The sequence below is a fragment of the Actinoallomurus rhizosphaericola genome, from assembly GCF_024055675.1.
Lineage (GTDB): Bacteria > Actinomycetota > Actinomycetes > Streptosporangiales > Streptosporangiaceae > Actinoallomurus > Actinoallomurus soli.
The window spans coordinates 158004-172106 of record NZ_JAMXMW010000002.1 but is presented as its reverse complement, the minus strand read 5'-3'; the positions used below and the strand labels follow the sequence as shown (position 1 = coordinate 172106).

11 protein-coding genes are annotated in these 14103 nt (G+C 71.3%); 6 read left to right on the top strand and 5 right to left on the bottom strand.

Features of this window, described 5'->3' with window-relative positions:
- Positions 1 to 3 precede the first annotated feature (3 nt).
- Genes NE234_RS04700 through NE234_RS04680 form a run of 5 tightly spaced genes read left to right on the top strand, consistent with a single transcriptional unit; the run spans position 4 to position 4798 of the window.
- Positions 4 to 2301: a type IV secretion system protein gene (locus tag NE234_RS04700; protein ID WP_406566938.1), complete on the top strand. Its 2298-nt coding sequence runs from the start codon at positions 4 to 6 to the stop codon at positions 2299 to 2301.
- Between the two features lie 7 nt (positions 2302 to 2308).
- The gene (locus tag NE234_RS04695; RefSeq protein ID WP_252777595.1) at positions 2309 to 2941 is read left to right on the top strand and encodes a hypothetical protein; all 633 of its coding nucleotides are present in this window, start codon (positions 2309 to 2311) and stop codon (positions 2939 to 2941) included.
- 10 nt (positions 2942 to 2951) lie between these two features.
- Positions 2952 to 4091: a C40 family peptidase gene (locus NE234_RS04690; protein WP_252777594.1), complete on the top strand. Its 1140-nt coding sequence runs from the start codon at positions 2952 to 2954 to the stop codon at positions 4089 to 4091.
- Positions 4092 to 4499, top strand: a complete 408-nt coding sequence (locus NE234_RS04685; RefSeq protein ID WP_252777593.1) for a (deoxy)nucleoside triphosphate pyrophosphohydrolase — start codon at positions 4092 to 4094, stop codon at positions 4497 to 4499. It abuts the gene before it with no gap.
- Positions 4499 to 4798 carry an MTH1187 family thiamine-binding protein gene (locus NE234_RS04680; RefSeq protein WP_252777592.1) on the top strand — a complete coding sequence of 100 codons (300 nt, stop codon included), beginning with the start codon at positions 4499 to 4501 and terminating at the stop codon, positions 4796 to 4798. The genes NE234_RS04685 and NE234_RS04680 overlap by 1 nt, the downstream gene beginning before the upstream one ends.
- Here the strand turns inward: NE234_RS04680 and NE234_RS04675 are convergent.
- The gene (locus tag NE234_RS04675; RefSeq protein WP_252777591.1) at positions 4793 to 6712 is read right to left on the bottom strand and encodes a serine/threonine-protein kinase; all 1920 of its coding nucleotides are present in this window, start codon (positions 6710 to 6712) and stop codon (positions 4793 to 4795) included. The two genes, NE234_RS04680 and NE234_RS04675, sit on opposite strands and share 6 nt — an antisense overlap.
- A gap of 302 nt (positions 6713 to 7014) precedes the next feature.
- On the opposite strand from NE234_RS04675, the gene typA reads away from it, so the two are divergent.
- Entirely contained in the window at positions 7015 to 8871 is a 1857-nt protein-coding gene (typA, locus tag NE234_RS04670; RefSeq protein WP_252777590.1) for a translational GTPase TypA, read from the top strand.
- A 51-nt stretch (positions 8872 to 8922) separates the two neighbouring features.
- Here typA and NE234_RS04665 read toward each other — a convergent pair whose 3' ends face one another.
- From NE234_RS04665 to NE234_RS04650, 4 genes are all read right to left on the bottom strand, one after another.
- Positions 8923 to 10155, bottom strand: a complete 1233-nt coding sequence (locus NE234_RS04665) for a response regulator receiver protein (RefSeq protein WP_252777589.1) — start codon at positions 10153 to 10155, stop codon at positions 8923 to 8925.
- On the bottom strand, positions 10152 to 12524 hold the full coding sequence (locus tag NE234_RS04660; RefSeq protein ID WP_252777588.1) for a protein kinase domain-containing protein: 2373 nt from the start codon (positions 12522 to 12524) through the stop codon (positions 10152 to 10154). The genes NE234_RS04665 and NE234_RS04660 overlap by 4 nt, the downstream gene beginning before the upstream one ends.
- A gap of 70 nt (positions 12525 to 12594) precedes the next feature.
- A complete protein-coding gene (locus NE234_RS04655) occupies positions 12595 to 13179 on the bottom strand; it encodes a DUF4282 domain-containing protein (protein WP_252777587.1) in 585 nt (194 codons plus the stop codon).
- 152 nt (positions 13180 to 13331) lie between these two features.
- Positions 13332 to 14102, bottom strand: a complete 771-nt coding sequence (locus NE234_RS04650) for a succinate dehydrogenase/fumarate reductase iron-sulfur subunit (RefSeq protein WP_252777586.1) — start codon at positions 14100 to 14102, stop codon at positions 13332 to 13334.
- Between the last annotated feature and the right edge of the window lies 1 nt (position 14103).

The window sequence follows — 14103 nt, the reverse complement described above, 5'->3', positions numbered from 1 at the left end:
CTCATGGCGGTGTTCATCCTCAGCCCGGTGGGCATCGCGAGCGCGGATCCTCCGATCAACACCAATCCCAATGACGCCTGCGCGCCTGCCGATCACCCGGCTCCGGAACAGTACGGTTCGGGCATCGACGGCATGGTCAAGCCGCCGAACTACCCGAGCGACCAGCTGAAGAAGACGGCGAAGGACGCGCCGGATCAGCTCACGTACTACGACCGGTACGGCACGCGTGGTCAGTCGTGGCACGCGGTGGACATGGGCTGTTCCGACATGCCCGCGATGATCGGCAACAACATCGCGAACACCGTCTTCGTCTTCGCGCAGGCCATCGACCGGACGACGATCACCATCTACCAGGCGGCGGCGTCCGAGTCGCTCCTCGGATGGCTGAAGAAGACGGTCGACGGCGTCATCCGGGGGATGGGGAACACCTTCGGCGCCAAGTACTGGTCGTGGGTGGTCATCCTCGGCGCCCTGTGGCTGGCCTGGTGGGGACTGATCCGTCGGCGGGCCAGCCGGGTCGCCGAAGGCACCATCTGGATGGTGCTGGCGATGGTCGCGCTGATCTGGCTGATCGGCAGACCCGGCGACTTCACGACGCTGGGCACGAAGGTCTCCAACGGGGCCACCGCGGCCTTCAACGCGGCTCTTCCACAGAGCGACGCCGACAGCACGACGTGCATCCCGCGGAAGCAGGACGGGAAGCCGCCGCAACCGGTCACGAACGACGCCGTCACCCGTAACGCCAACGGTCTCTGGGTGACGCTCGTCTGCAAACCCTGGCTGATGGGCGAGTTCGGGACCGACGACCCGAAGGCAAAGATCGTCCAGGACAACGCGGCCACACTCCTGGCCTCCCAAGCGGTCGATCTCTCCGAGAGCACGAGTGGGCAGAAGGTCGACCTCGGGAAGAAGGCCGACACCTACAAGGGTGTGACCAAGAACATCAAGGACAACTATCCCGGCGCGTACTCGCTGTTCCAGGGGAAGGACTGGCAGTCGCGTCTGGCGGTCGGCTTTGGCGCCCTGCTCGCGGCCCTGGTGGCGGGCCTGCTCGTGCTGATCGTCTCGGTGATGCTGATCATTCTGAAGATCTCCTTCCTGCTGCTGCTCGTCGCGGGGCCGATCTTCCTGGGCATCGGCATCCACCCGGGCATCGGCCGCGTCATCGCGGTCCGCTGGTTCGAGCTGCTCCTGTCGACCCTGCTGAAGCAGGCGGCATTGATCGGAGTGCTGGCGCTCCTGCTGTGGTGCTACGGCCTGGTCATGGCCGAGAGCCTGCCCTGGGGCCTGCAGATCCTGCTGATCTCCCTCGTCACGCTGGCGGCCTTCGTCTACCGGAAGCCGTTCCAGCACCTGTTCGCGGCGGTCGGCTACTCCGCCGTCGGCTCCCGCAAGGGCGAGCAGGAGGTCGATATGGCGGTCCGGGAGACGCGGAAGCGGACCACCGCGATCGCGACCGCCGCCATCCCCGGCGCCGCCGGTTACCGGCTCGGCCGCTGGGGCGGCAAGCGCGACTCCGGCGCTCTGGCCGGCGCTCCGACCCTCAGAGGGGACGACGCGGCCGACTTCGAGACGGCGGGCCGCGAAGTGGTCGGCGCCTCCGACCGGCGTGGACGTGCCGCGCAGCTCGCGGCGAAGGCGGCCGGGGCGGCACGGGGCAGCGCCCCTCCGCTGAACCTGTCGCCTCGCGCGCAGGCCGCGGCACCGGCCGCGCGGGCGAACGGCGGTGGCCTGTGGAGCCCGCGTCCGTCCGGATCGGGCGGCACGGCCCGCCCGCCGGCTCCTCGGGTGCCGCTCGACGCACCCTCGCGTGAGGAACACCGGCCGAGCGCCTCCGGAGGCGGCGCGCGACCGCCTTCCGCACCCACCGGACCCAGCTGGGGCGCCGGCGGCAAGACGAGCGAGGGCCAGGGATCCGGCACCCGCACCCCGCCTCGCCGGCCGGCCGGTGGCGGTGAGAGCGGAGGCCGCGGCCGTACGGGTGGTGGCGAGAAGGGCGGCGCTGCCACCGGCGGCGGCAGCGGCGGTGGCTCCGGCGGCGGCCGGAGCTGGTTCGGCGGCGGATCAGGTGGCCGTACGACTCCGCGGCCCGACGCGAGCGGCTCAAAGAAGAGCCCTGCGGCACGCGGAGGGGCCTCGGGAGCGAGGCCCGACCCCGCGTCCCCGGCCAGAAGGCGCGAGGAGACCCGCTCGGAGGGCAAGGCGCCGCCGCCGCTGTGGTCGGACAAGTCGCGCCAGGACGGTCCGGCCATGCCGTTCTGGCTGCGCCCGGCCAAGCGCGAAGAGAGTGACGAGCAATGAGGGGCCGATGGACCTGACCGATCGCCAGCGCAAGTTCCTGTTCGCCGCGCTGGTGGTGCTCCTCGCCGGGGCGGGGGTGCTCCTGACCATCGGCACCGGGAGCGGCAGGCACAAGGGTTCGGGGCAGCGGAGCGGCCCGGTCGCCGCTCCGTCGCCGTCCGCGCCCTCGTTCACCGCTCCCGGGCTGACCGGTCCGCCGCCGAGCGGGGGCACCTACGACATCTACTCGCTGCTGCCGTTCACGCAGAAGGACTTTAGCGCGGCGGCGGACGTCGCCCGTCGCTTCGTCATCGCCTACGGCACCTACCGGTACGACGAGCAGCCGAGCGCCTATCTCGCGCGCATGCAGGGCCTGGTCACCAGCGACCTGGCGGCCCAGCTGCAGCGCGACTCATCGGCGCCGGGCCTGCTCGACCAGCGCAAGCAGGACAAGGAGGTCTCGACCTCCGACGCGCATCTGGACTCTCTCCGCGACATGGAGAAGGACCAGTTCATCTTTCTCGTCACCGGGACCCGGCACGTCAGCAAGGGAGGGAGTGCCCCCGGCGACAGCCCCGAGCAGTACGCCATCACGGTGACGAGGTCCGGTGGAGGCTGGGTCGTCTACGCCTTCGACCAGGCCAACGTGGGTGACAAGTGAAAGGAAAGGGATGAAGCTTCGCCGGCACCTGCGGCTCGGCGTCGACTTGGGGGGACGGAACGACGGCCGTCGCGTTATCTCTCTTCTTCATTTCACACGGTCGGACCGGGGGGCGGTCCGGCTGCCGATCATCATCGCCGGAGGCGCTGCGGCGCTGTTCTTCATGAGCCTGGTGGCCATTCCGCTGTTCTTCGGCGCCAACGACTTCTACCAGCACGCGTCCGGTGGCGGGAACTGCACGGACACCTCCGGGGCGGCGTCACAGCCCCAGCAGTCCGGCGACGCCAGCGGCATCCCGGCCAACTACCTGGCGCTGTACAAGAAGGCCGGCCAGCAGTACGGCATCCCGTGGAACGTCCTCGCGGGCATCGGCTACGTCGAGACCCACCACGGTCAGCTCAAGGCACCCGGCGTCACCAGCGGTGAGAACTACGCCCACGCCGGCGGGCCGATGCAGTTCATCCCCGGCACCTGGGCGACGTACGGGGTGGACGGCGACGGCGACGGGAAGAAGAGCCGTTACGACCCGGCCGACGCCATTCCCGCCGCCGCACGCTACCTGAAGGCCAGCGGCGCGCCGCAGCGGATGCGGGACGCCATCTTCTCGTACAACCACCTGACGTCCTACGTGAACAACGTGCTGTCCTGGGCGCAGAAGTACGCTGCAGGGAACTTCAACGTGGTTCAAGCCAGCGGCCCGATCTGTGCCGACATGAACGGTGCCCCGGTCGCCCCGAGCGCGGTGGCCGCGAAGGTCATCGCCTATGAAAAGGCGCAGCTGGGCAAGCCTTATGTCTATGGTGCGACCGGACCGAACAGCTTCGACTGCTCCGGACTGACGATGTCCGCATACCGGAGCGCCGGCGTCACCATCCCCCGTCTTTCCGACGATCAGTACTGGTGGGGGGCGTCGGTACCCCGTGGGCAGGAGCAGCCGGGAGACCTCGTTTTCTTCGAGTACCTGCCGGGGCATACCGGTCCGGGGCACGTCGGCACGGTCTACAACCCGGAGAAGGGCATCATGATCGTCGCACCCCACACCGGCGACGTCGTCAAGTTCCAGAACTACAAGACCTATCCCGGTGGCGCCGTCGGTTTCACCCGCCCGACCGCGCACAACGGCCACAACGGCCCGACCAAGAGGCTCTGAGTGGAAGCAGCGAGAACGGGGCCCTCTCTGGTGGTGGGAGCGGCGATCATCGACCGGGGACGGCTCCTGGCGGCGCAGCGCGCCGACCCGCCGGAACTCGCCGGCGGGTGGGAGTTCCCCGGCGGCAAGGTCGAACCCGAGGAGACCGAGCAGGACGCCCTCGTGCGCGAATGCCGCGAGGAACTCGGGGTCGACGTGACGGTGGGCGCCCGCGTCGGGCAGGACTGCCCGCTGCACAATGGACTCGTGATGCGGGTCTGGACGGCCGCGATCGTCCGCGGCGAGCCGGAGGCCCGGGAGCATTCCGCACTGCGCTGGCTGACCGCGGCGGAGTTGTTCGACGTCCCGTGGCTGCCGGCGGACCTCCCCGTCGTCGAAGCCGTACGCGAGCACCTCAAGGAGTACTGATGATCGTCGCTTTTTCGATCACACCGCTGGGCGTCGGCGAGTCCGTGGGGGAGTCCGTCGCCGAGGCGGTACGCGTGGTGCGGGAGAGCGGCCTGCCCAACCGTACGGACGCCATGTTCACGAGCGTCGAGGGCGAGTGGGACGAGGTCATGGACGTGGTGAAGCGCGCCGTCGAGGCGGTCGCCGCCCACAGCCCGCGGGTCAGTCTGGTCCTCAAGGCCGACATCCGCGAGGGCGTCACGGACGGACTGACGAGCAAGGTCGAGACGATCGAGCGTCACCTGCGCGCGGACTCATGACGGCGAGGGCGCGGGCGACGCGGCGGAGGCCCGGATGAGCGCGAGGACCTCCGGCCGTACGAGGTCGGAGATCCGGTCGTACGGCACGGTGACGACGGTGTCGGCGCACGCCCAGACATAACCGAGCAGGGGCGGCACGACGTCGAACTCGATCCCGCCCTTCGCCGGCATCAGGTCCAGCGCCCGCTCGTCCTTGTCATCGGTGTCGATCGCCTCCGGGCGGAGGGCGATGGGATCGATCTTCCGCTCCCCGCCGCAGAGCGCCCCGCCGGGGGCCGCCGCGCCGATCCGCCGTTCGAGGTCCGTCAGTCCGGAGCGGGTGAACACCGCGTCGCGCAGCAGGTCCCGCGCTCTTAGCCGGCGTCCCGTGGCCAGGTCGACGGTCACCGCCCGGGAGCCTCCCGAGTCGAAGGGGGTCAGGGGCGCCCCGTGGGCGGTGAAGCGGTACCGGGCCGACAGCAGCCGGGGGCCGCCCAGCCCGAGTTCGATGGTGGTGGTGACCTGAGGGTGCCCCGCCGTCGCGCCGTCCGACTGGCGGGCGCTCTCGTACCGCTTGAGCTGCTGGTCGAGGGGCAGCCGCAGGATCCGGTCGACCGCCTGCTCGACCGTGGGATTCGCCAGCCCGCCGACGCGGACGTACCGGCCCTCCACGATGAGCGCCGGGCGGGTGAACGTCCGCTCCACCGAGCCGTACGAGATGGTGAAGGGGGTCCGCGCGGCCACCGGGGCGGGCCGTTGCTCGTGGGGGCTGCCGTGCGGCAGCAGGGCGACCGTGCCGATGACGCCGACGGCGACCGCTCCGCCGACACCGGCACCGACCTTGACGCCCGTCCTGCCGAGCAGTCTTCCGCCCACCGCGTGACCGGCGGAACCGCCAGCCCCGGCGGCGGCACCCGCGCCGCCACTCGCCGTGCTCCCTGCCCCGGCCCCCGCACCCGCCGAACCGGCTCCGGCTCCCGTGCCGGCGGTGCCCGCGCCGCCGCCCGCTCCGGCCACGCCCACGCCGGTTCCCGTCCCGCCGGCGCCGCCCGTGGCGGTCCCGAGCAGGAGCGCCAGGGGCAGCAACGCGGCGAGACCCGCGACGGCCTCGGCGAGGCGCTTCCAGCCGTTGCGCTCCCAGTCCGGGCCGTACGCCGCGCGGGCGGCCTCCTCGAGTTCGGCCACGAAGGCCGACGCTCCGGGCGGCCGGTCGGCCGGATGCTTGGCCATGCCGCGAGCGACGAGTGGCCGTATCGGCTCGGGGAGCCCGTCCAGCGGAACCGGCTCGGTCACGTGCGCCCGCCGAAGCTCCGCCTGGTCTCCCTCGTACGGCCGGCGACCGGTGACGCATTCGAAGAGGACGCAGGTCGCCGCGTAGACGTCGGTGGCGGGGTCGGCCGGCCCGCCCTCCCACTGCTCCGGCGCCATGTACGACGGCGTACCGGCGGGCGCGCCCGACCGCCCGGAGCGTACGGCGATGCCGAAGTCGGCGACCTTGCTCCGACCGTCCTGCCGGACGAGGACGTTCGCGGGCTTGTAGTCGCGGTGGACGACCGAGGCGGTGTGCGCCGCGGCGAGCCCGAGCAGGGATCCCTTCAGCACGGCCAGGGCCGACTCCGGCGCCGTCGGACCGTGCTCGTCGAGCATGGCACGAAGCGACGCGCCGTCGACGGCCTCCATCACGATCGCCGCGTGGTTGCCCTCCTCGACGTATCCGTACAGCCGGGTGACGTACGGGCTGTCCAGCGTCGCCAGGACGCGGGCCTCGTCCCGGAACGCGGCCAGGAAGGCGTCCCCGCCGAGCCGCCGGGTGAACAGGTACTTGATGGCGACGGTGCCGCCGGACACGTCGTCGCGTGCGAGCACGACCCGTCCGAAACCACCTGAACCGAGCTCACGCAGCTCCGTGTAGCCCGGAAGCGCCCACCGGCTCATGAATGCTCCTCGATGCCGTCGAGGGCACATCATGTGACCCCGTCACAGGAGGCGCAAGATCGTGGGCGGGACGCCTCGTTGAATGCTCCGGCCAGGATCGAGACGTCCCGCCCCATGATTCGACGCCCGACCCCGGCATCCGGTTGCCACGACGACGGCCGCTTCTTCCGGCGGATCTCACCGGGCCGGGCGGCCGCGGGGCTTACGGCGACGCGATCGGCGTCCTCGGCGGGCCAAGTAGAATGGTGGTCGCCGCGTGGATCCCGCGGCGAATCCCACACCACGAAGCGAGACCCGCACGCATGCCCATCGCCACCCGGGAAGATCTCCGTAACGTCGCCATCGTCGCCCATGTCGACCACGGCAAGACCACGCTCGTCGACGCCATGCTCTGGCAGTCCGGCGCGTTCCGTGAGAACCAGGACGTCGACGAGCGGGTCATGGACTCCAACGACCTCGAACGCGAGAAGGGCATCACCATTCTCGCGAAGAACACCGCCGTCCGGCACGGTGGCATGACGATCAACATCATCGACACCCCGGGGCACGCCGACTTCGGCGGCGAGGTCGAGCGCGGCCTGTCGATGGTCGACGGCGTGGTCCTCCTCGTCGACGCCTCCGAGGGGCCGCTGCCGCAGACCCGGTTCGTGCTGCGCAAGGCCCTGGCCGCCAAGCTGCCGGTCATCCTCGTCGTCAACAAGGTCGACCGGCCGGACGCGCGGATCGCCGAGGTGGTCGACGAGACGTACGAGCTGTTCATGGACCTCGACGCCTCCGAGGACCAGATCGACTTCCCGATCGTGTACGCCTCGGCCAAGGCCGGACGGGCGAGCCTCACCAAGCCGGAGGACGGCGGCCTGCCGGACTCCGAGGACCTCGAGCCGCTGTTCCAGGTCATCCGGGAGACGATCCCCGCCCCGGCGTACGACCCGAACACCCCGCTCCAAGCGCACGTCACGAACCTCGACGCCAGCTCCTACCTCGGCCGTATCGCGCTGTGCCGCGTGCACTCCGGGCAGATCAAGAAGGGGCAGCAGGTCGCCTGGTGCAAGCACGACGGCACCATCGATCGCGTCAAGATCACCGAGCTGATGATGACGGAGGCGCTGGAGCGCAAGCCGGCCGATCAGGCGGGCCCGGGTGACATCATCGCCATCGCCGGCATCCCGGACATCATGATCGGTGACACGCTCGCCGACCCGGAGGACCCGCGGCCGCTCCCGTTCATCACCGTCGACGAGCCGGCCATCTCGATGACCCTCGGCGTCAACACCGGGCCGCTGGCGGGCCGGGAGAAGGGCACCAAGGTCACCGCGCGGCTCGTCAAGGACCGGCTGGACCGCGAGCTCATCGGCAACGTGTCCATCCGCGTGCTGCCGACCGAGCGCCCGGACTCCTGGGAGGTTCAGGGCCGCGGCGAGCTGGCGCTCGCCATCCTGGTGGAGACCATGCGCCGGGAGGGGTACGAGCTGACGATCGGCAAGCCCCGCGTCGTGACGCGGGAGATCGACGGGAAGCTGCACGAGCCCGTCGAGCGCCTGACGGTCGACGCTCCGGAGGAGTACCTCGGAGCGATCACCCAGCTGCTCGCCGTCCGTAAGGGCCGCATGGAGCAGATGACCAACCACGGCACGGGCTGGATCCGCATGGAGTTCATCGTGCCGGCCCGCGGCCTGATCGGGTTCCGCACCGAGTTCCTCACCGAGACGCGCGGTACGGGCATCGCCCACCAGGTCTTCGAGGGCTACGAGCCGTGGTTCGGCGAGCTGCGCACCCGGCCGACGGGTTCGCTCGTCTCCGACCGGGCCGGCGCCGCCACCGCGTACGCCATGTTCAACCTGCAGGAGCGCGGCTCGCTGTTCGTCGAGCCCGGCACCGAGGTGTACGAAGGCATGATCGTCGGGGAGAACTCCCGCGCCGACGACATGGACGTCAACATCACCAAGGAGAAGCAGAAGACGAACATCCGGTCCTCGACGGCGGAGACGTTCGAGCGGCTCACGCCGCCGCGCGTGCTGAGCCTGGAGGCCGCACTGGAGTTCGTCGCCGACGACGAGTGCGTCGAGCTGACCCCGAACGCGATCCGGCTGCGCAAGGTCATCCTCGACTCGAAGGAGCGCGAGCGCTCCCGGGCCCGCGCCAAGCGCGGCCAGGCCTAGACGCTCCGAGACGCGTAGTGCGGGTACCGGGCGGACGCCCGGTACCCGCCATCACCTGCCGAGCTCGCGGCGGCGTTCGTTCTGCTGCCGGCCCGGCCGCTGCCGCCCGGTGACCGGCAACCGCTGAGTGCCCGGTTCGACCCGCCACCGTACGTCCGCGTGGACGCCCGCCTCGGCCAGGCGCTCTCTGGCGGCGTCGAAGGAGGCGCACCACTCCTCTTCCCGCTCGACGTCGAGACGGCGCTGCTCGTCGCTCTCTGCCGGTTCGGTGCGCAGCAGCGCCATGCGTACCTGCCGCGTTCCGTCGACGCGGACCTTGACCGCGTGCTGCGGCCAGTCGCCTCGCGTCAGCACCGCCTCCCCGTCCTGGGCGGTCAGCGTCTCGAAGCCCTCGCCGACCTCGTAGCCCAGCGCGCCGAACGCCTCCCGGAGAACCTCCGCCACATAGCGTTGCTCGGCCTGCCGCTGCGCGTCCTCGACGAGACGCGCCGCCTCGGCGCGCAGTCCCTCGTCGAAGAGGCGGGTGCCGTCGGCCACCTCGGCCAGCCGCGGCCGTACGGTCTCCGCGGCCGGCACGCCCTCCAGCTCCCGCAGGAACCGCAGGGCGGCGGCCCGCCCGTCGCGGCGCTCCCGTGCGCGTTCGTTGGCGTGCTGGATGCGGAGGCGGACCTCCGTGAGCCGCCCCTCGGCCTCCGAGGTCGTCGGCGCCCGTACGACCTGTTCGGCGGCCTCCGTGACGGCCTGCCGGTCCGCGTCGGCGGCGTCCGGCGCCAGGCGTTTCAGCACGCGGGTCAGATCGTCGGGGGAGGCCGCCGGGCGGGGCGCGGCGGCCGACCGGCCGTTCTCCGGCGTCGCCCTGAGGGACACCGAAGCGGTCGCGAAGACCCGTCCGGTGGCCGCTTCGGCGATCGCCGCCGCCAGCGACTCCTCGGCGACCGCCAGCCGCGCGTCCGCCTCGGCGATCCAGGAGGCGAGCTCGTCGGCCGACCGGCCGGTGACCTCGACGGGGACCGGCAGCTCGACGGCGACGCCGTGGTCGCGAGCCGACACCGCGAGCGCGGCGATGCGGGCCGTACGGTCCAGCGCCTCACCGATGCTCTCCTCCAGCCGCCGCGCCTCCTGGAGGCGTTCCGCCTGCGCCTCGGCGCGGCCCTCGGCGAGGGCGGCGAGCGCGCCGGCGCCGGCCGCCGCCAGGCCGGCCGCGCCTCCCATCACACGGACGAGTCCGAGAGACGCGATCACCGCCGCGTCCAGCGCGATGTCCGCCTCCACGCCGCTGCTCACAGTCGTCCTCCCACGGCCTGCTGTCGAACCTGCTCATGTCCCTGTCGCCACCGCTGCATGCGTACTCCCGTCATCACGAGGTGCACGAGCGGCACCATGACCAGCGCCGCCAGCCAGAGCAGCCACGACACGGCGACCAGGGCGGGGATGAGGATGAGGAGCATGAGGAGCGGCAGGACGCAGACGAGGACCACGACTCCGCAGCCCCGGCCGCTGGTGCGCCGGCTCCTCCGCGACACGGCCTGCGAAGCTCCGGACAGGGCACGGCCCGTCGATCCGAACATCTTCGCCAGCGGCGCCCACGGCGCGGAGTTCAGGTAGTCGGCGCCGAGCCTGGAGGCCAGGAAGACCTCGGCCCCGGTGTCGACCAGCCAGGCGACGACGCCGATCAGGAGGAACGGCACGGTGAAGCCGGAGGTGTCGACCGCCTGACTTCCGCGTTCGGAGGAGGCCAGCCGGACGATGTCCAGGACCACCAGGCCGCCGCCGATCCACAGGACCGCCAGCGGAAGCGTCCACAGCACGGCGCGGACCATCGCCGACCGGCGCCCGGCCAGCCGGTGCCGCTCACGCTCCTCCCAGTGCCTGCGCCCCTCGGCGGAGCGTTGTTCGGCCTCGAGCCGGCGGCGAGCGGCGGCCTCGACCTCCAGCACGGCGTCCGGGGCCGCCCGGATCACCGCGAGGAGCCGGAGCGGATCGTCCCCCGCCTGGTCCGACAGCCAGGAGAACCACGGGACCGGCTCCCCGACCGAGTCCCGGGCCCGCCCGGCCGCCGCGGCCAGTGACTCGTGGGCCTGGTCGGGACGGCCGGCCAGTGCGAGGAGTGTGGTCAGCACGACGGGAGGCTCGTCCAGACCGGCCGCGCCGGCGGCGGGGAGGCGGTTCGCCGATCGGGGCAACTGGGACCGCAGCCACTCCGCCTGCCGGTTCCACGTCGTCACCAGTCCCTGCCAGCGGTGGTCGACGGCGATGAGCTCTTCGGTCCCGGCGAAGCCCGCCAGGATGGGCAGCAGCCGGTGATCCCAGAGTGCACGGGCCGCGCGTGCGGCGGTGCGATGGTCCGGATGCCGCGCGTCGTCGACGATGGCCGCGAGAACGGGGAGGTCCTCGGGGAGCACCCGGAGCCCGAGGAAGTGGGGCTCGAGGGTGGGATCCAGCCAGCGCAGGAGATGCAGCAGCTTGACGTCGGGTGGACCGTCGCCGGTCAGGTGCTGGTCGATGAGGCGGATGCGGCCTTCCGGGTCGTCGTCGAAGCCGTTCAGCCAGGCGCGCAGCGCCTGCCAGGCCTCGCTCGGCCCCACCGGGGTGAACATCGTCCCGAAGAAGTAGCGGGCGCCGGACTCCCAGTCGGCCACCAGCGCGCGCGCGAACTCACCCCGGGCGGTGTACGTCCGGCCGCCGAAGGCCAGCGCGCCGGCGGCGGCACCGGCGGTGAGCGGCGACGCGTCGGGCGGCGCCGGCGTCGCGACCGCGGGGTTCTCGCCGTCGAGCCACCGCCCGACCTCCGCGCCGCCCCACCTCCGCCGGGGATCGCGGGTCAGCAGCCCCTGACAGAGCAGGCGCATCCGGGGGTCGGCGATGTCGTCACAGTCGATCGTGCGGGTCGCGAGGTGGTCGACCACCGCGGTCTCGCTCATGCCCGCGAACGGGGTACGGCCGGTCAGCAGCTCACGCACGATGATGCCGAGCGACCACCAGTCACGCGCGGGGGAGACCTGCCCGGACAGGGACTCCGGGGCCGCGTACGCGAGCGTGCGCGACGAGGAGGCGAAGACGACGCTCTGCTCGATCACCCGGCTCAGGCCGAAGTCCGTGATGGCGAGGCGGAGCGGGGCCGTGCTCCGGACCAGGATGTTCTCCGGCTTCAGGTCACGGTGCACGATGCCGGCCTCGTGCAGCCGTTCGAGACCGCCCGCGAGCTGCGCCACGACCTCGGCGACCAGCGCCGGCGGCAGGCCGGCCCCGAGAGCCCGGAGGTTGCCCGCCGGGACGTACTCCATGACCTCGTAGTCGCGTCCCTCCGCATGCCCCGTCTCGAGGATGCGCACGACGTGAGGGGAGTCCAGCGTCGGCAGTTTCCGCCAGACCGAGCGGTCCGCGGTGAACCCCCTCCGGAAGATCTTGACGACGAGGTCCGTGCCGGCGGTGTCCTGTACGTGCAGGAGGTCGGACTCGGCACCCTGCGCGGGGAGGTCCCCCAGCACCGTGAACCGGTCGGCGAGGTCGGCGGGCAGCCGGACGAGGGAGGGCGCGGGCGTGCCGCCGTCGCGGCGGGTGACATCCGGTGCGTCACGCTGGGAGGGGACCGTGTCCCGGCGCGTCTCGTACTCCTCGCGCCGCGTCTCGGACGGCCCGTCGATGTCCGCCACTACCCGTCCTTCGCCCCATCAGTAGGTGCCTCCGAGAGCCTAACGCCCTCCCGCCCGCCGACCACAGCGATCAGCGGGTTTCTCCCTGCTCCCGTATGGCCTTGAGATGCTCACTGATCTTGAACTGATTGATCACGAACTCGAGGACGATACGAGTCGTGAGCAACCCGGAGATCCAGAAGATCGGCGCTGCGATCAGAGTGATGAAGCCGAGAGGCTTGTTCCAGTAGAAGAAGCTCCACGCCAGCAGCAACAGGAGTAGCGCGACCAGGCTGTAGACGACGATCGCGAGGGCGTAGGTCACCTTGATCAGCCGGGTGGTGACCATGTAGTCGAAGTTGGCGTCGAACAGGGCACCGAAGAACCCCTTGCCGGTGGGGCGGGGTGCGTAGGTGGGTGGGCCCAGGGGGCCGTGTGGGGGAGGGCCGTAACCCGGAGGCGGGCCCTGCCAGGGGGCGGTCGGAGGCGGTGGCTGGTTGGGAGACGGGGGAGCGTAGCCGCCGCCGTACGGCGGCCCGCCCAGGTGCGGCTGAGGGTCGCCCTGATACGGGTAAGGGTCGCCCTGATACGGCTGGGCGTCACCCTGGTACGGCTGGGCGTCGCCCTGGCGCGGGGGCGGGGGGCGGTGCCCGGGGTCGTCGGGGGCGTTGGACATCTCTGTCTCCTCGGCTTCCACGCGTCAAAGGCTAGAGCGCCGGAGGTCTCGGTTCACATGACCAGGCCGTGCTGATCCCGTTGTCCCGGCATCCGGAACGCGGTTGCGCCCCGGCCGGTGGGCCGGGGCGCAACGGGGACGGACGGGGCGGGTCAGGCCTTCGGGGTTCCCTTGTCGCGCTTCACCACGCCGATCTTGGAGCCGAGCCAGACCAGCGGGTCGTACCGGCGGCCGACGACGCGCTCCTTCATCGGGATCAGCGCGTTGTCGGTGATCTTGATGTGCTCGGGGCAGACCTCGGTGCAGCACTTGGTGATGTTGCAGTAGCCGAGCCCGAAGTCGTCCTGGGCGATCTGCCGGCGGTCGCGGACGTCGGCCGGGTGCATCTCCAGCTCGGCCACCCGCATGAGGAACCGGGGTCCGGAGAAGTGCTCCTTGTTCTCCTCGTGGTCACGGATGACGTGGCAGGTGTTGTTGCAGAGGAAGCATTCGATGCACTTGCGGAACTCCTGCGAGCGCTCGACGTCGACCTGCTGCATCCGGAACTCGCCGGGCTTGACGTCGCCGCCGTCGAAGGCCGGGATCTCGCGGGCCTTCTCGTAGTTGTAGGAGACGTCGGTGACCAGGTCGCGGATGACGGGGAACGTCCGCATCGGCGTGACCGTGACGGTCTCGTCCTCGGTGAACGTCGACATCCGCGTCATGCACATCAGCCGCGGCCTGCCGTTGATCTCCGCGGAACAGGAGCCGCACTTGCCGGCCTTGCAGTTCCACCGGACGGCCAGGTCGGGCGCCTCGGTGGCCTGGAGCCGGTGGATGACGTCGAGGACGACCTCCCCCTCGTTGACCTCGACGGTGTAGTCCTTGAGCTCGCCCTCGCCCGCGTCGCCGCGCCAGACCCGGAACTTCGCCTTGTAGCCCATC